The following is a 21,309-nucleotide window of genomic DNA, read 5'->3' as shown; positions in this document are numbered from 1 at the left end:
GCCGGCTTAGCTGGCGCGGGCGGATGTACAAAAAGCCTGAGAACCTGACAAGTAGGGCCCAAACATGCAGTTGATCGAACATTCCGACTCGCCCCGCTACGTCCGCCTGCACGACGACGACAACGTCGTGGTGGTGGTCAACGACGGCGGCCTGGGCGAAGGTGCCCGCTTCGCCGACGGCCTGACCCTGGTCGAAGGCGTGCCACAAAGCCACAAGGTTGCCACCGTGGCCATCGCCAAGGGCGAGCCGGTGCGCCGCTACGGGCAGGTCATCGGTTACGCGCTGGAAGACCTGCGCCAAGGCAGCTGGGTTCAGGAAAGCCAGCTGGCCATGCCGGCCGCCCCGGAACTGGACAGCCTGCCACGTTGCGACGCAGTCCCGCAGCCCTTGCCACCGCTCGAAGGTTTCACCTTCGAGGGCTACCGCAACGCTGACGGCACCGTCGGCACTCGCAACATCCTCGGCATCACCACCACCGTGCAGTGCGTGACCGGCGTGCTGGAACATGCGGTCAAGCGCATTCGCAGCGAGTTGCTGCCCAAATACCCCAACGTCGATGACGTGGTGGCCATCACCCACAGCTACGGCTGCGGCGTGGCCATCAACGCCCGCGACGCGTACATCCCGATCCGCACCGTGCGCAACCTGGCGCGCAACCCCAACCTGGGCGGCGAGGCCCTGGTCATCAGCCTGGGCTGCGAAAAACTGCAGGCTGGCCAGGTGATGCACGACGACGACCCGTCGGTGGACCTCAGCGAACCATGGCTCTATCGCCTGCAGGACGCCAGCCTGGGCTTTGTGGAAATGATCGAGCAGATCATGGAACTGGCCGAAACCCGCCTGAGCAAGCTCGACCAGCGCCGCCGTGAAACCGTGCCGGCCAGCGAGCTGATTCTCGGCATGCAGTGCGGTGGCAGCGATGCTTTCTCGGGCATCACCGCCAACCCGGCGCTGGGCTACGCCGCAGACCTGCTGGTACGCGCCGGCGCCACCGTGCTGTTCTCGGAAGTGACCGAGGTACGCGACGCCATCTACATGCTTACCTCACGTGCCGAAAACCAGGACGTCGCCGATGCGCTGGTACGGGAGATGGACTGGTACGACCGCTACCTGCAGCAAGGCGCCGCCGACCGTAGCGCCAACACCACGCCTGGCAACAAGAAAGGCGGCCTGTCGAATATCGTCGAGAAATCGCTGGGTTCGATCGTCAAGTCGGGCAGTGGCGCCATCCAGGGTGTTCTCGGCCCGGGCGAGCGGGTCAACCGCAAAGGCCTGATCTTCTGCGCCACCCCGGCCAGCGACTTTGTCTGTGGCACTTTGCAGCTCGCTGCCGGTATGAACCTGCACGTGTTCACCACCGGCCGTGGCACACCTTACGGCCTGGCCATGGCACCCGTGGTCAAAGTGTGCACCCGCAGCGAACTGGCCCAGCGCTGGCCCGACCTGATCGATATCGACGCCGGACGCATCGCCAGCGGCCGCTCGACTATCGAGGAACTGGGCTGGGAGCTGTTCCACTACTACCTGGACGTGGCCAGCGGCCGCAAGCAGACCTGGGCCGAACAGCACCGTTTGCACAACGACATCACCTTGTTCAACCCGGCGCCGATCACTTGATGCCCTATTTTCAGGATGTCGCGATCCCAGTGTGGGAGCGGGTTCACCCGCGAAGCAGGCACCTCGGTGCATGGCACCGGCTTCGCCGGTGTTCGCGGGTGAACCCGCTCCCACACGGACTGCGACAACCGCCAGTTTTCTTTCAACCTACAGGAGCACCCCATGCCTGAAATCCTCGGCCACAACTTCATCGCCGGCCAGCGCAGCGCCGCTGGCCCACAGCGCCTGCAGAGCCTGGACGCCAGCACTGGCGAAGCCCTGCCCTACAGCTTCGCCCAGGCCAGCGAAAACGAAGTGGACCAGGCCGCCAAGGCCGCCGCTAGCGCCTTTGCCGAATTCCGCCAACTTGCCCCGGCGCGGCGCGCCGAGTTCCTCGACGCCATCGCCGCCGAACTGGACGAGCTCGACGACGCCTTCGTCGCCATCGTCTGCCGCGAAACCGCCCTGCCCGCCGCCCGCATCCAGGGCGAGCGCGGCCGCACCAGCGGGCAGATGCGCCTGTTCGCCCAGGTGCTGCGCCGTGGCGACTTCCTCGGCGCGCGCATCGACTTGGCTCTGCCCGAGCGCCAGCCGCTGCCACGCGTAGACCTGCGCCAGATGCGCATCGGCGTCGGCCCGGTAGCGGTGTTCGGCGCCAGCAACTTCCCGCTGGCCTTTTCTACCGCCGGTGGTGATACCGCCGCCGCCCTGGCCGCCGGCTGCCCGGTGGTGTTCAAGGCGCACAGCGGCCACATGGCCACCGCCGACCTGGTCGGCTGCGCCATCGTGCGTGCCGCCGAGCGCACCGGCATGCCCAAGGGTGTATTCAACATGGTGTTCGGGGGTGGTGTGGGCGAGTGGCTGGTAAAGCACCCGGCCATCCAGGCGGTTGGCTTCACCGGCTCGCTGAAAGGCGGCGACGCCCTGTGCCGCATGGCCGCCGAGCGCCCGCAGCCAATCCCGGTGTTCGCCGAAATGTCCAGCATCAACCCGGTGATCATCCTGCCTGGCGCGCTGGCCAAGCGTGGCGACGCCATCGCCCGTGAACTGGCCGGCTCGGTGTGCCTGGGGGCAGGCCAGTTCTGCACCAACCCAGGCCTGGTGATCGGCCTGCAGTCGCCGCAGTACAGCCAGTTGCTCGCCGACCTGGGCCAACACCTGGAACAACAGGCCGGTCAGACCATGCTCAACGCCGGCGGCCTGCGCAGCTACATCGGCGGCCTGGAGCACCTGCACGGCCATGCCGGGATCGAGCACCTGGCCGGCCAGCCGCAGGAAGGCAGCCAGGCCCGCGCCCAGCTGTTCAAGGCCGATGCGCGCCTATTGGTGGAGTCTGACCCGCTGCTGCAAGAAGAAGTGTTCGGCCCCACCACCGTGGCCGTCGAGGTACAGGACAACGACCAGCTGCGCGCTGCGCTGCTCGGATTGCGTGGCCAGCTGACCGCGACGCTGATCGGGGAGCCTGAAGACTTCCAGGCCTTCGCCTGGCTGGTGCCGCTGCTGGAAGAAAAGGTTGGTCGGATCCTGGTCAATGGCTACCCGACCGGTGTCGAGGTGTGTGATGCCATGGTCCATGGCGGGCCCTACCCGGCGACCTCCGATGCGCGTGGCACCTCGGTCGGCACCCTGGCCATCGACCGCTTCCTGCGCCCGGTGTGCTACCAGAACTACCCGCAGGCGTTGTTGCCCGAGGCACTACGCGATGGCAACCCGCTGGGGCTGCGTCGGTTGGTGAATGGGCAGTGGAGTGAAGGCTCGATCTGAGCGCTCTGAACCAAGAAAGCCCCGTATCGACGGCAATGCTGTTCACTTAAGTGTGATGTCACACTGATTGGGGCTGCTGCGCAGCCCATCGCAGGCAAGCCAGCTCCCACAGGACCGTGCAATTCTTGAGGTCTGTGCTGTACCTGTGGGAGCTGGCTTGCCTGCGATGGGCCGCCGAGCGGCCCCAATTGCTTAAGTGAACAGCATTACCGTATCGACGGGGCTTTTTCTTTTGTCTGTGCCGTCCCCTTCGCGGGTTCACCCGCGAAGAGGCCCGATCAGGCAACAGAAGGCTCAGGCCCCCTGCGCCTCCGCTTCTTCATGCGCCTGGCGCAAGCGCTCACGGCTGTTGCTCAGGTGCATGCGCATGGCCATCTTCGCCCCTTCGCTGTCACGCCGGGCGATGGCTTCGTAGATGGCCTCGTGCTCATGCATCAGCCGGCTCATGTAATGCGCCTGGTCATCATGGGCCAGCCGCGCCGAATTCAACCGGGTACGCGGGATGATACTGGTGCCCAGGTGGTTGATGATGTCGGCGAAGTAATGGTTGCCACTGGCCTGGGCAATGCGCAGGTGGAACTGGAAGTCCGCCGACACCGCATCGGTGGCATGCGCCGCCCCTTCGTTGAGCTCGTCCAGCGCCGCACGCATGCCGGCCAGCTCTTCATCGCTGCGCCGCTGCGCCGCCAGGCCCGCCGACTCGATCTCCAGGGCAATGCGCAACTCCAGTACCGCCAGCACCTCACGCAGGGTGACCACGGTCGCCGGGTCGATACGGAAGCCCCCGGTCGCCGACGCATCCAGCACGAAGGTACCGATGCCGTGGCGGGTTTCGACCTGCCCGGCGGCCTGCAGCCGCGAGATCGCCTCACGCACCACGGTGCGACTGACACCCTCTTCGGCCATGATCTGCGACTCGGTCGGTAGCTTGTCGCCGCGCTTGAGCTGGCCGCTGCGAATGCGTTCGGTCAGCACCGTGACCAGTTCCTGGGCCAGACTGCGTGGTTTGCGCCGGGTCCTTGCCTGTACCTGCTGCTCTGTCATTGCCTTGTATTTCACCTTGAAAGACAACGCCCATCATAGCGCAAGCAGTTGTACGATCACATACACCCGGCATGGTATTTCGTAGCAAGCCTGCAACCGCCACACTGACGGCAAAGTGCTGGCCCCCAGCACCTTCAAGCGTAGGCAAACTTCCTTCTCCTTCATATGCTTAGGACAGCAACATGCGAGTACTTCTAGCACCGATGACCGGCTGCCTGCTGGCCACGCTCGCTTTCGGCACCCAGGCGCGGGCGCTGAGCCAGAACGATCGCCACACCTGCGGCTGGGGCGCGCAGATAGCCGCCGAGGCCCAGCAAGCCAAGCTTTCCGGGGTAACCCTGTATGCCACCCGCAAGAAGCTACAGGTACGCAAATTCCCCAAACCGTGGATGCGCATGACCGCCTTCGGCATTACCGAGCAGACCTACAACAGCCGCTCGCGGCTCAAGCCTGCGGCGATCAAGCAGACTTACTATGAGCAATGTGTGCAGCATGCTTTAGCAAGGCGATAAATTGTTGTTTATCAATAAGTTATGTTTATAACTTAAAGCTTTATAGAAGATTAACCAACCCTTTGGGCTGGGTGATCTCCCACAGATCAGCCGCCATTCAGGAAAGCTTCTTAAACCACTAAAACATAAGCAGTTATGCCCGGAAACATCCTCCGACTGCGCAGGCACGCCATACCAGGCCAGGTAATGAAGCGGTCGGCATGCTCTGCCTCCACCGTCACCTGTGGGAATGCCCAAGCGCGCCTCCAGGGCGCTCAAGCGCTTCGACAGCACCGTGGGTGTTCGAATCAAGCTAATCAAGTAGGAAAGGTTGAACAATCAGGCGGGGTGCAGATGATTTCTGCACCCCTTGCAGCAATTGCTTCAGCGCCTCAGCAGCCGGTGAGCACCGTCGGGCGCCGCTCACCGGCGAAGAACAGTGGGCGCAGGCGCACGCCGATGAGGTTGCCGGCATAGGCCGCCACCAGCCACAGCCAGCCATGCACGCTACCCGAGGCGATACCGCTGAAGTACGCACCGATGTTGCAGCCGTAGGCCAGGCGCGAACCATAGCCCAACAGCAGGCCACCAATAACTGCAGCCACCAGCGACGGCAGTGGAATCTTCAGGCTTGGCGCAAAGCGACCGGCCAGGCCCGCCGCCAGCAACGCACCCAGCACGATGCCCAAGTTCATTACCGTGGTGATGTCCTGCCACAGCGGTGAGGCCAAGGCCTTGGCATTGGCCGGCGCTTGCCAGAACACCCAGTTGCCGACATCCACACCCAGGCCAGTGAGGACCTTGGCCCCCCACAGGGCGAAGGCCGAGGTAATGCCCCACGGCCGCCCCGCCAGCGCAAGGGTCGCGTAATTCAGCAAGGCCAGGGCGATTGCGCCCCACAGCAACGGCCAGGGACCACGCAGAAAGCGGCGCAGCCCCTGGTGCTCGCTGGCAACCGGCGCTTCAAGCGCACCATGCCTGCGCTTTTCCAGCACCATGGTGGCCCAGGCGATCAGCCCGAACACCGCCAGGCTCACCAGCAGTGCCGGCCCCACACCCCAGGCCTGCACGATCGAGGTGGCTGGCAACGACGGCAAGGCGAACCACCAGTCGACATGGTGGGTGGCGCTGACCGAGCCGATGATGAAGAACAGCAGGGTCACCAGCATGCGCGCATTACCACCGCCCACGGTAAACAGCGTGCCCGATGCGCAACCGCCGCCCAGTTGCATGCCGATGCCGAAGATGAACGCACCGAACACCACCGACACACCCGCCGGGGCCACCAAGCCAGTGACCGGGTTGCCGAACAGGCTGCCTGCCGCCAGCGCCGGGAAGAACAGCAATACCGCCAAGGTCAGCATGACCATCTGCGCACGCAGGCCTGCACCACGGCGTTCGTTGATGAACACCCGCCAGGCCGAGGTGAAGCCAAAGGCGGCGTGATACAGCGTCAGGCCAAGCGCGGCGCCGACCAGCAGCAGTAACACCTGCTTGAAGCCGGCATTGAGGTTGAGGAGCCAGGCACCGGCTAGCAGCAAGGCCAAGGCGACAAGGGGCGCGCCGAGGCGACGCGGTTCGGGTGTGGCAGTTGCGCAAAGACCCATCGGAATACTCGGATAACAACAAAACGGTTGGGGAGTATACAGCCAGACAGCGCGGAGTCCACGCGACGCGGTCTTTTGTGCAAACAACAGTCTTGCCTGTTCTGGCCTCATCGCCGGCAAGCCGGCTCCAACAGGGATTGCACAAAGCTTGAGATCTGCGCTGTACCTGTGGGAGCCGGCTTGCCGGCGATAGAGCCCTGACAGGCAATCCAAGACACTGCCTTTAAAAGGAGTGGACGTTGCGGCCGAATCATTTGTTAAGCTGATCGTTCTTCATCGCATTGCCCAAGGCCATTCACCCCATGGATGAACTGCGCAAGATCGACCTCAACCTGCTGCTCGCCCTGCACGCCCTGCTCAGCGAAAAGCACGTGACCCGCGCCGCCCTGCGCCTGCACCGCAGCCAACCGGCGGTCAGCCACGCCCTGGCGCAGTTGCGCAAACATTTCGACGACCCCTTGCTGGTACGCCAGAGCGGCGGCATGGCTCTTACCGCCCGCGCTCAGGCGCTGGCGCAGCCGCTGCAGGATGCCCTGGGCAACCTCAACGAACTGCTGGCCACCCCGCAGTTCGAGCCGGCCAGGGCCCAGCGCCGTTTCCGGCTATCGCTGTCCGACTACTCCTCACGCATCATCTTGCCGCCCCTGCTGCGCCACTTGCGCCAGGTCGCGCCCGGGGTAGACCTGGCCATCAGCCAGGCCAGCCGTGAAACCATGCTGGCCCAGTTGCTCGACGGCGAACTGGACCTGGCCCTGGGCCTGTTCCCCGAACTGCCCCGGGACATCACTGCCCAACCCCTGTTTGCCGACAGTTTCATCAGCGTTGCCGATCGCCAGGTACTGCCCGCAAGCGGCGGCCTGAGCCTGGAAGACTGGCTGGTACGCCCGCATGTGTTGATGGCCATGCGCCCGGACGCCTTCGATGAAATCGAGCGCGCACTGGCTGCCCAAGGCCTGCACCGGCGCATTGCCTTGGCCTTGCCGCACTGGAGCGCAGCAGTCGAGGTACTGGCCGGGACCGACCTGATTCTGACTGTGGCCAGCCGCGCAGTGGGATCGCTGCATCAGCACAAGACCCTACGCCAGTTCACTCCGCCACTGGCCATCCCCTCGTTCGACTACCAGCAGGCCTGGCACAGCCGCAAGGACAGCGATCCCGGCCACCGCTGGCTGCGCGAAACCGTATGGGCCTGCAGCCAGTCGGGGCACTGATCAACCCTCTGTCTGCTTCACCACCGCAACAGTACTGGCCGGCGAGCCCGCTGCCCAATTGCCCTGCACCAACACTACACCGCACAGGATCAGCGCCACGCCCGCCAGCCTGGCCAAACTGAGCGGTTTGCCACCCAGCCCCATCACCCCGAAATGGTCAGCGACCACTGCGGTGATGATCTGCCCCGCCACTACCAGCACCAGAAACCCGGCGGCGCCTAACTTGTGGGTGAGCGCCGCCGCACCGGCCACATACATCGCCCCCAGCACTCCACCGACCCACAGCCACCAAGGCCCCTGCAACGCCTTGCCCATGTCCGGTGCAGGTACCCTGAGGATCAGCAACGCAGCGATCACCACCAGCGAGCTCACCGTCAACGAGGTGAACGCGCCCCACAACCAGTGCCCCAGTGCCCGGCCAACGGCGGCGTTACCCGCAGCCTGGAACGGCAGCACGGCACCGGCAAGCAGCGCCATGACCATTGGAAGTGCCAGCAGAAGCATTGATTTACTGAACATGGTTGCCCTCATCCACCGTCTCGATGGGCACCATGATGCGTAATCCGCCGTACTGATGGAAATCAAAACTCCGCATGCCATCTATTCGTAGCATGCATGTTCGAACGGGCCTTTCATCCAGCCCAAGCCCTGATCGACGCCTAGCCCCGCATACGACCCCGAGAGCCCCCCGAGGTCGGCAGCGCCCAAGGTCAGCGCGAGGTTTCCACGCGCAGCACTTCGGTGTAGATCGCATCGACCGTCTGGCCGATCTTGAGGTTCTTCATACGCTCCTGCAGCTCAGGGTTCTCGACCTTGACAACCTGCAGCTTGCCTTCTGGCGGCAGCAGGCTCACTTCATGCTGCTTAAGGTCGATCTTCTTGATCTGCGATGTAACCCTGACCTGGCGGAACGCCTCGCCGCCCGGGTTAGGGTTGTCGGCGGTGGCGCGGATGGTTCCGGACTCTTCACTTGCCTTCGGCGCCCCGCCCACATCCGTATTGAGCACATAGGCCACCGCTCGGGTCACATAGATGTCGACCTGGTCACCCACCTTCAGGTTAGGCAGCGCCTTGGCCTTCTCCGTGAGCTGGAAGGTCACGTCCTTCTTGTCATCCGGGCCTTTCACGGTGACCTGGCGGTTGGCCAGGTCAATGGCCGTCACCTGAGTGGTGACATGGCTTTCCAGCGCCTCGCTGCCGATGGGAATATCGGCAGCCTGCGCCATGAGGCTGGCAGCAGAGGCCAGCGTGGCAAGGGCTACAGCACGAGCGAGAGAACGAATCGGTTTCATAGGCCTGCTTCCATGTGATCAAGACCAAGTAGGTGCGCAAAATGTTCATGCGCCGACAAGCATAGTCCGTACCTGCCGTTTTGCTGGTACCCACCCCATGCGCCCATCCGCGGCCTCAGGGACACTGCGCGGCCCCTGAAGCCTGCGCAGTCCCACAGGGGGTGCGCAAACCAGTTAGATTTGCGCAAGGCAATGGCTCAGCGGTTACGCGTCACCCGCCACACCGTATTCGCCAGGTCGTCGGCAATGATCAACGCCCCGCGCGGGTCCACCGTCACCCCCACCGGCCGCCCGCGGGTCTTGCCATCTTCACCGCGAAAGCCTGTGGCGAAGTCGATCGGTTCCCCGGCCGGCTTGCCATTGCTGAACGGCACGAAGATCACCTTGTAGCCCACGGGATTAGGGCGGTTCCAGCTACCGTGCTCGCCCACGAACACACCGTCAGCGAAACGCTCGCCCATCGCCGGGAGCGAAAAGCTCACGCCCAGCGCAGCCACATGCGAGCCCAGGCTGTAGTCCGGCTTGATCGCCGCCGCGACCTTGGCAGGATTTTGCGGGCGGACCCGCTCATCCACGTTCTGCCCCCAATAGCTGTAAGGCCAGCCGTAGAACTCGCCTTCACGCACCGAGGTGAGGTAGTCCGGCACCAGATCGGGGCCCAGTTCATCACGCTCGTTGACCACCGCCCACAACTGCCCGGTCTGCGGCTGGATCGCCAGCGCCGTCGGGTTGCGCAAGCCGGTGGCATAGGGCCGGTGCGCGCCGGTTTCGGCATCGACCTGCCAGACCATGGCCCGGTCGATCTCCACCTCCAGGCCACGCTCGGTGATATTGCTGTTGGAGCCGATGCCCACATACAGGTAGCGCCCATCCGTGCTGGCCGTCAGCGCCTTGGTCCAGTGGTGGTTGATCTCGGCCGGCAGGTCGGTGACTTTGGTTGGCGGGCCGTCGGCCTGGGTCTGCCCTTCTTTGTAGTCGAAGCGCACCAGCGCATCCTGATTGGCCACATACAACTTGCCGTTGGCAAAGGCCAGGCCATAGGGCGCATTGAGGTTTTCCGCGAACACCGTCTGCACCTCGTAGGTACCATCGCCGTCGGCATCGCGCAGCAGAGTCAGGCGGTTGCCGCCCTTGACCTGGGTGTTGCCCTTGGCCTTGATCTGGCTGGCGATCACATCCTTGGGCTTGAGCTTGGCCGCGCTGCCACCCCTGCCCTCGGCCACCAGAATGTCGCCATTGGGCAGCACCAGGCTCTGCCGCGGAATCTTCAGGCCAGTGGCGATAGCAGTGACGCTGAAGCCCTCTGGCACAGTGGGTTTCTGGTCCTCCCAGGCAGCCGGCTGGGCAATCTTCATGCTCGGCAACAAGCTACGCTGCGGCTCGGGCAATTTCGGGTCGGGGCCATGGCTCTGGGTCGGCTCGCCGTCGCCACCACAGGCACCCAGCAACAGCGCCATGCTCAACAGGCTCAATGCATGCAAAGGCTTCATGCCGCACCTCCCGAGCGCAGGTTGCTCAAACCGGTCCAGGCGGCTATTACCGCGAGCACGGTCACGATCACCGACAGCACCAGCCCGGACGGCATCACTGCCCAGGCATCCTTGGCATGCTCGAAGGCATTGATCAGCCCAAGTACCCAGGTCACCAGCAGCAGCACGAAGTACAGCGTAGGGCGCCCGCCCTTGCGTTCGGCGCGGATCAGGTTGGCCAGCGCAAACAACAACGCCAGCCCGCAGAACACCAGGGCACCGGCGATCAGCCAGGCAGCGAAGTTGCTCCACTGGATCTGGTAGCTGTTGTAGTAGGCGATATCGCTCAGCAACGCACCAAGGAACAACGGCACGCTGCCGGCGAGCAGCAGGGCGTGCAGCGGGCTGGGCGTACAGCGGTAGAGGGTTTGGTCAGATGCGGTCACGGTGCCTCCTTTTCATTCAGTGACCCAGGGGCTGATGGGCTTTTGCCACCAGGCGCGCAGGGTGCGCTTAGTAAAGGAGCCCCTTGACGACGCGATAGTTCAGCGCTTCGCTTGAATGAAACATCCTGCAAGGCATTGGGTGCCCCGTGCAGAAGGGGAACACATGAGCAGCAAACCGCTTCGCCCCAACGGCTCCTGGACGCTGGCCACCCTGCTCGCTCTCAGCCTGGCGCTCACCGCTGGTTGCTCCAGCAAAGTCAGCAAGGCCCGCTACGCCACACCTCCAGTGGGCTCCAATTGCTTCGCCAAAGCCGTCCCCACCACCGGCGAGGGTGGCTTGGCCTGGGGCGATACCCTGAGTCTGGCCCGGAAGAAATCGATGGACAACTGCATGCGCTATGCCAGCCGGTCGGGGGGCACGCCAAGGACTTGCCAAGTGGTGATGGCCAAGTGCAAGAACTGACAGTATATAAACAACCTTATAAGCAAGATAATTCCTACAAGTAACTTCCAACTTCCCACGCACGAATCTGCGCTAGCGAAACATAAATACACCCAAATAAAATCTTACACTTTTAGCCTCGACTCAAAAGCAAAAGACGAGGCATTGTTTCTCACTCAAAGTTCAACAACTAGATATCCTCCTACTTCATCAAGTAAGAGGCTTCCCACAATACAAACATTTCAGCGCAAAGCACTTAACCGAAGCGGAACGTCTGCACTTCCGTAACAGTATCAGTCAATCGATTTTTCAGTCTTTTCAGTACTGGAGCAGGCCGCTTCGCGCCTATGGTCCGAAAAGGCTGCTCTCTGAGCAAGGAGCTCGCATGAGCAATGCCTCCGTCAGCAGCGCCACCTCCGGCCCTGCCTGCAGCGCACGCATCCCCATCCTGCCGATACGCTATGCCATCGTGCCACGCACCGGCGACATGCCCGCCTGCCGCTATGCCGATGCAGGCTTCAACCTCGAACACGGCTTCGGGCCGCTGCAACACTCTGCCTATACCCTGCGCGCCTTGCGCCCAGGCTATGTCTACGTGTTCATGAAGGGCACCTTGGGCGAAAAGCTGGTCATCCATGAGTACATCGGCGCCGGCCTATACAAAGAGCTGCTTTACCAAGGGCTGGAAGACTACCACCTGCGTGAACGCTACCTGTCCAGCCGCGCCATGGGCTGGGTGTGGGCCGATACCTGCCAAGACACCGCCAGCGAAGTGTGGATCGGCTACAGCCCGCACCTGTGGACCAACGCCATGACCGCTCGCATCACCGGTTCGCCAGCCCTGCGCAAACGGCACATGCGCCAGCTGGACATGGCCGAGCTGATAGCCGGCAACCGCGCCCCGTCAACCCAGCCCCATGTCTTGCCGGTCAACGCCCTGCAAACCTGGGTCGAAGATTTCAAGCCCACCGAGCGGCGCATGCCCCTGACCTGGAGCAGCGACCCGATCAGCGAAACCTTGCCCATCGGCAACCTCATTGCCATTGGCCGGCACTACCCCTACACCCAGCCGAAGGTACCGGTAGTGGTGGCGCTCGCCGACGCCGAAGGCATGGCCCTGGACCTGAGCCTGACGGTGTCTGCCTATCAGCATCAACTGCGCGACCTGATACCCGCCGAGCAGCTGGAGCACATGAAGCCTGCGCCAGGGCCCGAACAGGAACGCGTGCCGGCGTGCTACAAGCTGGATGCCGAACAGCTGAGCGTGCAAAGCCGCGACTTCCACCATCGCAACCTGGTGGCCATGCTGCTGAACAAGACGCTGGAAAGCCTGTACCCGGCGGATGCACCTTCACCGGAGCTGGCCGAGCTCCGCCTCGGCATGCAACGCCGGGGTCCCGCCCTGTCTCCGTCCGAGTCACGTTTTCAGGCCCTCACCCACGAAGACTACTCCCCCAACGGCGCACGTCTGGCGCAGCGCCTCGATATCGCCAAGTACCGGCGCTTTCTCACCGAACGCGATGAGCTGGGACGTCGCGTTGCCGCCCTGCGCAACCAGGCCTTGCAAGCCAGCAACGATCATGACGCCTGGCTCGGCACGGCCGAACCTCAACATATCGATAACCCCTACAGCCTGGCTGCGGCCTTGGCCTGTTACGACCGCGATGAAGTCGCTTCCGCCCGCGGGCTGGAAATTTCATTGGCGCTGCTGATTCAACCGATGGGCCAGCCGGCACCCGGTACCGAAGAACAGGATCAGCGACTCAAACGCCTCGAACAGTGGCTCGATCAACATGACAGCCCGCTGTACACCGCCCTGGCGCCGTTCAATCCGTTCAAGGACAAGGCCGACTCGATCGGCAGCTTGTTCGGTGCCAGCGACAACGTGATCGAAGGGTTGGCCGGCCGTTTTCCGGCCATGGCCGGCATCACCGACCTTACCGCCCAGTCGGTCAATACCGTGGTACTCAAACGCCTGCGTGGGCAAACCCGCTGGGATGCCAGCCATGGCCTGCATCAGCAGGTGTTGTTGGCGGCGCGCGAGGCCAATGCCGAGAAAGCGCTGGGACTACTGGCGGCGCGCTACCGGATCACCGAGCAGGCCATCACGGACAATCCATTTAGCCAGGAGGTACAGAGGTATTTGAAGAGCGGCATGGCGCAGGTGGAAGAGATGAAAGAGTTGCGCATTTCGGGTAGCCGGGCGGTGTCGATCGAACTGACCACCACTGCGCGAGTGAAACCCAGCTTTCTCGGGTTACTTACCTCGGGCGTTGGCGGTGGTTTGAACGCGGGCATGCTGTGGTTCAACGTGATCTCGCTCAAGACCGCCTATAACAGCCTGCAGCAGAGCGATGCCCCGGAATACACCCTGGGGTTCGCTTCATCGATTTTTGGGGTGATTGGTGCGGCGGCAGCAACTATGGTCAGCGTGCGCGCAACGCAAAAGGCCGTCATGCTGAGGTTGAGCTCAACAGCACCAGGAATGGCTTTTGGCAACGGGTTTATAAAATTCTTAAGCAGTAATCTTTACGCGCGTGCATCTGGCTATCCAGCGATAATGCTAGGGCTATTTTCAGATGGCTTTAAGGCAATACGGCAATGGCAGAACGGCAACAGCACCGCGGGCCTATATACGGCGACTGCCGGTGTAATAACTGCTGCAGGCTCCGTTCTTGTTTTAGAAGGAAGTCTCGCAATCGCTGGCACGACAGTCTTCATTCCTTTCGCAGGATGGGCAGCAGCAGGTATCGTTCTGACTGGCGCCATTTTATTAGCAGGCGGTCTTTATATCCACTCCAAGGTCCATGAGCGAATCCACTCTCCTTTAGAATTATGGGCCAGCAGAAGCATCTTCGGCACAAGGGAAAATGATGGAGAAATCCGCACAAACATCAAGCTCGACTTCGACAAAAAACTTCCAGCCTTTCGTCATTTACAGGAAGAAATTAACACATGGAATATTGAATCATTTTCTCCGATCAAGCTTACTTCAGCTGATTCGGAACGACTTGGCCTCGGTAATCTTTCGACCCAATGGCAAACAAACAACGAGTGGCCAACACCTGACTGGGCCACCATTATCCACAGCCAAGTCATTGCTAAAGATCCAATAGTAGAATTCACCATACTTTTACCACAATTTATAATTGGGCAGAGCGAGTGGTCAGCCAGCTTAACCAAAAAAAACCTTGACGGTTCGTTTACAAGCCTTCCCACAAACCCAGACTGCCACATTGTTCCAGCAGGGTTAGTGCTTCATTTCAAGGCCGCCGCCAAGCAAATCAGACCAACCACACTGAAAATTAACTACATTGTTCATCAGGGGCTAACTAACGACACCCCTTCCACTGCCGTTATTCATCTGGAACGCTAAGCATATGGCAACCATTTGGCTTTTCAAGCCCTTTCATGAATCTGGTGCCCAGCCCAACATTACTGGCCAGCTTGTTCACAAAACCGATTCAAATCTATGCTTACGAAACCCGTGGGTGTCCGACTCGGTATTCATGGGAAAGATCTACACAGCAATGTTCTTGTTCACATGCATATTTTCTTACTACAATCTTTTTGACAGCTCGATAGACTACTCAATCGATGGCGGCAACACTTTTATCGCGATACTAATATCGTTACCTTTAATTTTCACACCATTCCTAGCCTACAGAATACTTTTCATAAAAAACCTGTCAAATATCTACTTAAATAGAAATACAAAAAAGATCCACTATAAGCGTTTCAGGAAACTCATAACCTTTGAATGGAACAACATCCGAGGCGGCCTATTCAAACGCACCGAATTCGGCGGTTCATCCTTCAGTACCAGCTACGCTCTGGCCTTCGCTCCTCGCCGGGAGGATGGCAGCCTCCATCAGAAAGACTGCCTGTGGGTCGACAGTAACGAACCCACCGAGTCCGACATCCAATACGTCGCCGAAGTCTGGGAATACCTCCGCCACTTCATGGACCACGGCCCGGACAAACTCCCCCCGCCCGGCGAACCCAACTGGTGGCACAAGCCACTGCACGCCATCTGCCTGACCCCGGCAGAAGCCTGGCGCCACTACGCCCCGTGGCGAACCGGCGAGCCCGGTGAAATGCAGGGCAAGAAGAACTGGCAACTGCCGTTCTGGGCCGTGCTGTTCCCTTACAACCTGACCGTCGCCATCTGTTGGTACTTCATCTGCAAACTTTTCAATGTCCGTGCAGCACCACCACCGATGGAGGCATTCGAAGGCGCGCCTGCCAACCCCGAATAATCATGTGGCGGTGAACGCGCCATGGACTCCAGGGATGGGTGCAAAAAACTACTCGCTTGCCACGTGAAGCGAAAAGATAAACTGAGGATATAACCAAGACTAAAGCGCTATATGAAGGCTGCTGGCCTCATCGCCGGCAAGCCGGCTCCCACAAGTGCTGCACTGCTCTTGAGATTTGTGCAGTCCAACCTGTGGGAGCTGGCTTGCCGGCGATGTGGCCGGAACAGCCAGAAGACAACGCTCGGGCGCAGCAGCTATCAGGCGAACTTGGCCCGGGCCGCGTGCAGCTTCTTGTAGCTATCGATCAGGCGCAGGTGGCGGTCGAGGCCTTCGAGCTTCATGCTGGTCGGGGTCAGGCCATGGAAGCGCACGCTGCCGTTCACCGAACCCAGCACCGCGTCCATACGCACGTTACCGAACATGCGGCGGAAGTTGGCTTCGTAGTCGTCCAGCTCCAGTTCCTCATCCAGCTGCACTTCCAGCACCACGTTCAGCGCCTGGTAGAACAACCCGCGCTCGACGGTGTTGTCGTTGAACTGCAGGAATGCCTCGACCAGCTCCTTGGCATCTTCGAAGCGCTGCACCGCCAGGCAGATCAGCAGCTTCAGCTCGAGAATGGTCAGTTGGCCCCACACCGTGTTCTCGTCGAACTCGACGCCGATCAATGTGGTGATGGTGGTGTAGTCATCGACATCGCAGTTGTCCAGGCGCTTGAGCAGCAGCTTCAGCGAGCGGCTGTCGAGGCTGTGCAGGTTGAGGATGTCGGCGCGGAACGCCAAGGCGCGGTTGGTGTTGTCCCAGATCAGGTCCTCGACCGGGTAGATTTCCGAGTAGCCCGGCACCAGGATGCGGCAGGCGGTGGCGCCGAGGTTGTCGTACACCGCCATGTACACTTCCTTACCCAGGTCTTCGAGAATGCCGAACAAGGTCTCGGCCTCCTGCACGTTGGAGTCCTCGCCGTGGCCGGAGAAGTCCCACTCGACGAACTCGAAGTCGGCCTTGGCGCTGAAGAAGCGCCACGACACCACACCGCTGGAGTCGATGAAGTGCTCGACGAAGTTGTTCGGCTCGGTCAGCGCGTGGCTTTCGAAGGTTGGCTGCGGCAGGTCGTTCAAGCCTTCGAAGCTGCGGCCCTGCAACAGTTCGGTGAGGCTGCGCTCCAGCGCCACTTCCAGGCTCGGGTGTGCGCCGAACGAGGCGAACACACCGCCGGTACGCGGGTTCATCAAGGTCACGCACATGACCGGGAACTCGCCACCCAGCGAGGCATCCTTGACCAGCACCGGGAAGCCCTGCTCTTCCAGGCCCTGGATGCCAGCGACGATGGCCGGGTACTTGGCCAGCACCTCCTGCGGCACGTCCGGCAGGCACAGCTCGCCTTCCAGGATCTCGCGCTTCACGGCCCGCTCGAAGATTTCCGACAGGCACTGCACCTGCGCTTCGGCCAGGGTGTTGCCAGCGCTCATGCCGTTGCTGAGGAACAGGTTCTCGATCAGGTTGGACGGGAAGTACACCACCTGCTGATCCGACTGGCGCACGAACGGTAGCGAGCAGATGCCGCGGGCGGTATTGCCCGAATTGGTGTCGTACAGATGCGAGCCACGCAGCTCGCCGTCCGGGTTGTAGATTGCCAGGCAGTGCTCGTCGAGGATCTCGGCCGGCAGTGCATCCCGTGGGCCAGGCTTGAACCACTGCTCGTTCGGGTAATGCACGAACGGCGCGTTGGCCAGGTCCTCGCCCCAGAACTGGTCGTTGTAGAAGAAGTTGCAGTTCAGGCGCTCGATGAACTCGCCCAGTGCGGAGGCCAGCGCGGCCTCCTTGGTCGCGCCCTTGCCGTTGGTGAAGCACATCGGCGACTGGGCGTCGCGCACGTGCAGCGACCAAACGTTAGGCACGATGTTGCGCCACGAAGCGATCTCGATCTTCATCCCCAGCCCGGCGAGGATGCCGGACATGTTGGCGATAGTCTGCTCCAGCGGCAGGTCCTTGCCGGGGATGTAGGTGGTGCTGTCCGACACCGGCATCAGCAGGCCCTGGGCATCGGCATCGAGGTTGTCGACCACTTCGATCACGAACTCGGGGCCGGTCTGCACCACCTTCTTCACCGTGCAGCGGTCGATGGAGCGCAGGATGCCCTGGCGGTCCTTCTCGGAAATGTCCTCGGGCAGCTCGACCTGGATCTTGAAGATCTGGTTGTAGCGGTTTTCCGGATCGACGATGTTGTTCTGCGACAGGCGGATGTTTTCGGTAGGGATGTCGCGCGTCTGGCAGTACAGCTTGACGAAGTAAGCCGCGCACAAGGCCGAAGACGCCAGGAAGTAATCGAACGGCCCCGGGGCCGAGCCATCACCCTTGTAGCGGATCGGTTGGTCGGCGATCACCGTGAAGTCGTCGAACTTGGCTTCGAGACGGAGATTGTCGAGAAAATTGACCTTGATTTCCATGCGGGATTACCGTGATTTAAGCGTGCAAAACGAAAGTGGCCGGCATTATCCGGGTTTTCAAGCCAGAAGTCCTGTTTGCCTGACTGGCCCTATCGCCGGCAAGCCAGCTCCCACAGTGTGGGAGCAACTGTCTTGTATTGCCTGACTGGCCTCATCGCCGGCAAGCCACACACAGGTACTGCACAGGGCTTGAGGCCTATGCGGTCGAGGTGGGAGCTGGCTTGCCGGCGATAGGGCCGGTACCGGCTTGCGCATTCCACCGGATTACTTGCCCGATCCTCTGAGCCTGCCACTGCCACCAGACCAGCGGTCGCCGCCCTGTGCTAGCGTTTTCCAATTGGGGAACAACGTATTCCCCACTCGAAAAAATACAGCGACAGCAACCGTTGACAGGCAGGTGAACCATGGAACTACGCATCAACCAGAAGACCTATCAGGTCGAGGCGGACGCCGACACGCCCTTGCTGTGGGTGATCCGCGATGACCTGGGGCTGACCGGCACCAAGTATGGCTGCGGCCTGGCCCAGTGTGGCGCCTGTTCGGTACTGGTCGACGGTAACGTGGTGCGCGCCTGCGTTACCCCGGTGGCAGGCGTGGTCGGGCGCGAGGTGACCACTATCGAGGCGATCGAGGCCGATGACGTCGGCAAACGGGTGGTCGCGGCCTGGGTCGAGCACCAGGTGGCCCAGTGCGGTTACTGTCAGTCCGGCCAGGTGATCGCGGCCACGGCGCTACTCAAGCACACGGCAAAGCCCAGTGATGCGCAGATCGAGGCGGCCATGATCAACCTGTGCCGCTGCGGCACCTACAATGCCATCCATGCCGCCGTGCATGAACTGGCCTTGGGGGAGAAGGCCTGATGAACACGCCCCTCCTCACGCCGCTAACCTCCCCTGCCGAGCTACTCGACCTGGCGCCGGGCGTCACCGTCAACCTGTCACGCCGGCGTTTTCTGGCCGGGACAGCGGCCGGTGCCCTGGTCCTCGGCCTCGGCCTGCCGCTAGGTTCTGCCCGGGTACAGGCGGCTGCGGCCACCACACAGGCGCGCGGCACTCAGGTCCCCGCATTCCTGGAGATTCGTCCGGACAACCGCGTGCGCCTGCTCTGCCCATTCATGGAAGGCGGGCAAGGCACCTATACCGCCATGGCGCAGATCGTCGGTGAAGAACTGGACGCCGACCCGGCCACCTTCCTGGTCGACAGCGCGCCGCCGGGTGAAGCCTATGTGGTGATGGAAAATGGCATGCGCATCACCGGCGGCAGCATGTCGGTGCGCATGAGCTACCCGACCATGCGCCGCCTGGGGGCCCTAGCCCGGGCCATGCTACTGCAGGTGGGCGCCGAGCACCTGGGGGTGCCGGTCGACGAGCTCTCCACCACGCCGGGCAACGTGGTACATACCACGACGGGTCGCTCGGTGCCTTACGGCGAACTGGCCGGGCGTGCCATGGACCTGCCGGTACCGGACCCGGCCAGCATCAAGCTGCGCGACCCTACCCAGTTTCGCTGGATCGGCAAGCCGGTACGCCGGGTGGATGCCTACGACAAGTCCACCGGCAAAGCCGTATACACCATCGATATCAAGGTCGACGGCATGCTTCATGCCGCCGTGCAACATGCTCCACGCCTGGGTATGACCGTGGGCAGCCTGCGCAACGAAGACCAGGTCAAGGCCATGAAGGGCGTGCACTCGGTGCATCGGTTGCCGGGCGCCGTGGCGGTGGTCGCCGAGCGCTGGTGGCATGCCAAGCGCGCAGTCGAAGCCATCCAGGTGGACTGGCAAGAGCCTGCCGCCGACAGCCCGGTACGAGCAATGCCGGCCGACTTCTCCAGCGATGGCTGGCGCGAACACCTGGCCACGGTCGAGGGCCCGGCCCGTGACGAGGAAAACCAGGGCGATGTGGCAGGCGTGCTGGCCAATGCCAAGACCCGGGTCGAGGCGACCTATCACAACCAGTACCTCAACCATGCCCAGCTGGAACCGCCATCGGCACTGGCGCGCTTCAATCCCGACGGTACTCTGGAGGTCTGGCTGCCCAACCAGGCGCCGGACATGTTCCGCGACGACATCGCCAAGCGCACCGGCCTGGCCCCTGCGCAGATCGCCCTGCATTCGCCATTGCTGGGCGGTTTCTTTGGCCGCCACTTTCTGTACGACTCGGCCAACCCCTACCCCCAGGCCATTGCCCTGGCCAAGGCCGTTGGCCGCCCGGTGAAGCTCATCTGGAGCCGCGAAGAAGAGTTCCTGCGTGATGTACTGCGCCCGGTCGCGGTGGTGAAGTTCCGTGCTGGGCTGGATGCCGACGGCCTGCCGGTGGCCCTCGAAGCAGTAAGCGCCACCGAAGGCCCGACCGAAGCCATCGCCGGCAAGCAAGGTGACAAGCTTGACCCGACCGCACTCGAAGGGCTGTCGGGCAAGGCCTACGCCATCGCCAACAGACGCATCGCGCAGATCTACGTCAAAGGCCCAGCCATGCTCGGTTACTGGCGCTCGGTGGGCAACTCGCTGAACGACTTCTTCTACGAGTCGTTCCTTGACGAACTGGCCGACAAAGGCGGCAAGGACCCGTTCGAACTGCGCCTGCACCTGCTACGCGATAACCCGCGCTTGACCAACCTGCTGCAGGCGGTCGCCGAACTGTCCGGGGGCTGGAAGCGTGGGCCGTTCACCGCCGAAGATGGCAGCAAGCGGGCGCGCGGCGTGGCCATGGCCTCACCGTTCGGCTCGCAGGCAGCGGCCATTGCCGAGGTGTCGATCGAAAACGGCCAGGTCAAAGTGCATGACATCTGGCAGGCCATCGACCCAGGCAGCATCGTCAACCCGGCGATCATCGAGCACCAGGTCAACGGGGCCGTCGCGCTGGGCCTGTCGCAGACGCTGCTGGAAGAAGCGGTTTACGTCGACGGCAAGCCACGCGCGCGCAACTACGACCTGTACCCGATCCTGCCGCCCTCGCGCATGGCCCGGGTGCATGTGCGCATCGTCGAAAGCGGAGCGAAGATGGGCGGCATCGGCGAGCCGCCGTTGCCCGCCGTGGCACCGGCAGTGGCCAACGCCGTCGCGCAGCTCACCGGCCAGCGCGTGCGTAGCCTGCCGTTGAGCCGCCATACCTTCAGCTGACCGCACAAGGAACGCCCCATGACCCACCGCTTCGCAAGAACCGCTGGCTGGCTGGCGCTGCCTGGGGGAACCAGGGCGGTGCAGTGAATGCACAGGCAGTGGGTAAACTGCGGGAGCATACC

The 21,309-nt window shown here is 62.3% G+C and carries 16 protein-coding genes; 9 read left to right on the top strand and 7 right to left on the bottom strand.

All coding sequences use genetic code 11. From position 1 onward, the window contains the following. Nucleotides 1-64: 64 nt before the first annotated feature. On the top strand, nucleotides 65-1,618 hold the full coding sequence (garD, locus tag TZ03_RS00345) for a galactarate dehydratase (protein WP_051094910.1): 1,554 nt from the start codon (nucleotides 65-67) through the stop codon (nucleotides 1,616-1,618). Between the two features lie 162 nt (nucleotides 1,619-1,780). Continuing rightward, nucleotides 1,781-3,361: an aldehyde dehydrogenase (NADP(+)) gene (locus TZ03_RS00340; protein ID WP_051094909.1), complete on the top strand. Its 1,581-nt coding sequence runs from the start codon at nucleotides 1,781-1,783 to the stop codon at nucleotides 3,359-3,361. Between the two features lie 294 nt (nucleotides 3,362-3,655). Here the strand turns inward: TZ03_RS00340 and TZ03_RS00335 are convergent, their stop codons facing one another. Beyond that, entirely contained in the window at nucleotides 3,656-4,405 is a 750-nt protein-coding gene (locus TZ03_RS00335; protein WP_051094908.1) for a FadR/GntR family transcriptional regulator, read from the bottom strand. 182 nt (nucleotides 4,406-4,587) lie between these two features. On the opposite strand from TZ03_RS00335, the gene TZ03_RS00330 reads away from it, so the two are divergent. After that, a complete protein-coding gene (locus tag TZ03_RS00330) occupies nucleotides 4,588-4,917 on the top strand; it encodes a hypothetical protein (RefSeq protein WP_051094907.1) in 330 nt (109 codons plus the stop codon). Nucleotides 4,918-5,288: 371 nt separating this feature from the next. On the opposite strand, the gene TZ03_RS00325 is transcribed toward TZ03_RS00330, so the two are convergent. Beyond that, nucleotides 5,289-6,503 (bottom strand): YeeE/YedE family protein, encoded by a 1,215-nt coding sequence (locus TZ03_RS00325; protein ID WP_051094906.1) that lies wholly within the window; start codon nucleotides 6,501-6,503, stop codon nucleotides 5,289-5,291. Between the two features lie 302 nt (nucleotides 6,504-6,805). Between TZ03_RS00325 and TZ03_RS00320 the strand changes: the two genes are divergently transcribed. Then, nucleotides 6,806-7,714 carry a LysR family transcriptional regulator gene (locus TZ03_RS00320; RefSeq protein ID WP_051094905.1) on the top strand — a complete coding sequence of 303 codons (909 nt, stop codon included), beginning with the start codon at nucleotides 6,806-6,808 and terminating at the stop codon, nucleotides 7,712-7,714. On the opposite strand, the gene TZ03_RS00315 is transcribed toward TZ03_RS00320, so the two are convergent. The 4 genes from TZ03_RS00315 to TZ03_RS00300 all read right to left on the bottom strand — a co-directional run bounded on the left by TZ03_RS00315 (nucleotide 7,715) and on the right by TZ03_RS00300 (nucleotide 10,921). Continuing rightward, a complete protein-coding gene (locus TZ03_RS00315; RefSeq protein WP_051094904.1) occupies nucleotides 7,715-8,233 on the bottom strand; it encodes a DMT family transporter in 519 nt (172 codons plus the stop codon). A 191-nt stretch (nucleotides 8,234-8,424) separates the two neighbouring features. Continuing rightward, nucleotides 8,425-9,006: a hypothetical protein gene (locus tag TZ03_RS00310; RefSeq protein ID WP_051094903.1), complete on the bottom strand. Its 582-nt coding sequence runs from the start codon at nucleotides 9,004-9,006 to the stop codon at nucleotides 8,425-8,427. A gap of 197 nt (nucleotides 9,007-9,203) precedes the next feature. Next, on the bottom strand, nucleotides 9,204-10,496 hold the full coding sequence (locus TZ03_RS00305) for a PQQ-dependent sugar dehydrogenase (protein ID WP_051094902.1): 1,293 nt from the start codon (nucleotides 10,494-10,496) through the stop codon (nucleotides 9,204-9,206). Continuing rightward, complete coding sequence (locus TZ03_RS00300; RefSeq protein ID WP_051094901.1) at nucleotides 10,493-10,921, bottom strand: DUF2231 domain-containing protein; 429 nt, start codon at nucleotides 10,919-10,921, stop codon at nucleotides 10,493-10,495. Before TZ03_RS00300 ends, TZ03_RS00305 begins: the two co-directional genes overlap by 4 nt. Before the next feature lie 163 nt (nucleotides 10,922-11,084). On the opposite strand from TZ03_RS00300, the gene TZ03_RS00295 reads away from it, so the two are divergent. From TZ03_RS00295 to TZ03_RS00285, 3 genes are all read left to right on the top strand, one after another. Continuing rightward, nucleotides 11,085-11,384 carry a hypothetical protein gene (locus TZ03_RS00295; protein WP_051094900.1) on the top strand — a complete coding sequence of 100 codons (300 nt, stop codon included), beginning with the start codon at nucleotides 11,085-11,087 and terminating at the stop codon, nucleotides 11,382-11,384. 364 nt (nucleotides 11,385-11,748) lie between these two features. After that, the gene (locus TZ03_RS00290; protein WP_051094899.1) at nucleotides 11,749-14,739 is read left to right on the top strand and encodes a T6SS effector BTH_I2691 family protein; all 2,991 of its coding nucleotides are present in this window, start codon (nucleotides 11,749-11,751) and stop codon (nucleotides 14,737-14,739) included. A gap of 4 nt (nucleotides 14,740-14,743) precedes the next feature. After that, entirely contained in the window at nucleotides 14,744-15,622 is an 879-nt protein-coding gene (locus TZ03_RS00285) for a DUF6708 domain-containing protein (protein ID WP_051094898.1), read from the top strand. Nucleotides 15,623-15,879: 257 nt separating this feature from the next. Here the strand turns inward: TZ03_RS00285 and TZ03_RS00280 are convergent, their stop codons facing one another. Continuing rightward, on the bottom strand, nucleotides 15,880-18,066 hold the full coding sequence (locus TZ03_RS00280) for an OsmC domain/YcaO domain-containing protein (protein ID WP_051094897.1): 2,187 nt from the start codon (nucleotides 18,064-18,066) through the stop codon (nucleotides 15,880-15,882). Between the two features lie 404 nt (nucleotides 18,067-18,470). On the opposite strand from TZ03_RS00280, the gene TZ03_RS00275 reads away from it, so the two are divergent. Together TZ03_RS00275 and TZ03_RS00270 are read left to right on the top strand one after the other, a co-directional pair. Then, the gene (locus TZ03_RS00275; protein WP_051094896.1) at nucleotides 18,471-18,926 is read left to right on the top strand and encodes a (2Fe-2S)-binding protein; all 456 of its coding nucleotides are present in this window, start codon (nucleotides 18,471-18,473) and stop codon (nucleotides 18,924-18,926) included. Then, on the top strand, nucleotides 18,926-21,187 hold the full coding sequence (locus tag TZ03_RS00270; RefSeq protein ID WP_051094895.1) for a xanthine dehydrogenase family protein molybdopterin-binding subunit: 2,262 nt from the start codon (nucleotides 18,926-18,928) through the stop codon (nucleotides 21,185-21,187). The genes TZ03_RS00275 and TZ03_RS00270 overlap by 1 nt, the downstream gene beginning before the upstream one ends. Nucleotides 21,188-21,309 lie beyond the last annotated feature (122 nt).

It is taken from the genome of Pseudomonas sp. 10-1B (assembly GCF_000935045.1).
GTDB lineage: Bacteria > Pseudomonadota > Gammaproteobacteria > Pseudomonadales > Pseudomonadaceae > Aquipseudomonas.
The sequence above is the reverse complement of the archived record's forward strand: the minus strand, read 5'-3'. Positions and strand labels throughout refer to the sequence as shown.

Bases quoted from the DNA above. Each gene is read 5' to 3' on its own strand.
- garD (WP_051094910.1), top strand. From the start codon at position 65: ATGCAGTTGATCGAACATTCCGACTCGCCCCGCTACGTCCGCCTGCAC.
- TZ03_RS00340 (WP_051094909.1), top strand. From the start codon at position 1,781: ATGCCTGAAATCCTCGGCCACAACTTCATCGCCGGCCAGCGCAGCGCC.
- TZ03_RS00335 (WP_051094908.1), bottom strand. From the start codon at position 4,405: ATGACAGAGCAGCAGGTACAGGCAAGGACCCGGCGCAAACCACGCAGT.
- TZ03_RS00330 (WP_051094907.1), top strand. From the start codon at position 4,588: ATGCGAGTACTTCTAGCACCGATGACCGGCTGCCTGCTGGCCACGCTC.
- TZ03_RS00325 (WP_051094906.1), bottom strand. From the start codon at position 6,503: ATGGGTCTTTGCGCAACTGCCACACCCGAACCGCGTCGCCTCGGCGCG.
- TZ03_RS00320 (WP_051094905.1), top strand. From the start codon at position 6,806: ATGGATGAACTGCGCAAGATCGACCTCAACCTGCTGCTCGCCCTGCAC.
- TZ03_RS00315 (WP_051094904.1), bottom strand. From the start codon at position 8,233: ATGTTCAGTAAATCAATGCTTCTGCTGGCACTTCCAATGGTCATGGCG.
- TZ03_RS00310 (WP_051094903.1), bottom strand. From the start codon at position 9,006: ATGAAACCGATTCGTTCTCTCGCTCGTGCTGTAGCCCTTGCCACGCTG.
- TZ03_RS00305 (WP_051094902.1), bottom strand. From the start codon at position 10,496: ATGAAGCCTTTGCATGCATTGAGCCTGTTGAGCATGGCGCTGTTGCTG.
- TZ03_RS00295 (WP_051094900.1), top strand. From the start codon at position 11,085: ATGAGCAGCAAACCGCTTCGCCCCAACGGCTCCTGGACGCTGGCCACC.
- TZ03_RS00290 (WP_051094899.1), top strand. From the start codon at position 11,749: ATGAGCAATGCCTCCGTCAGCAGCGCCACCTCCGGCCCTGCCTGCAGC.
- TZ03_RS00285 (WP_051094898.1), top strand. From the start codon at position 14,744: ATGGCAACCATTTGGCTTTTCAAGCCCTTTCATGAATCTGGTGCCCAG.
- TZ03_RS00280 (WP_051094897.1), bottom strand. From the start codon at position 18,066: ATGGAAATCAAGGTCAATTTTCTCGACAATCTCCGTCTCGAAGCCAAG.
- TZ03_RS00275 (WP_051094896.1), top strand. From the start codon at position 18,471: ATGGAACTACGCATCAACCAGAAGACCTATCAGGTCGAGGCGGACGCC.
- TZ03_RS00270 (WP_051094895.1), top strand. From the start codon at position 18,926: ATGAACACGCCCCTCCTCACGCCGCTAACCTCCCCTGCCGAGCTACTC.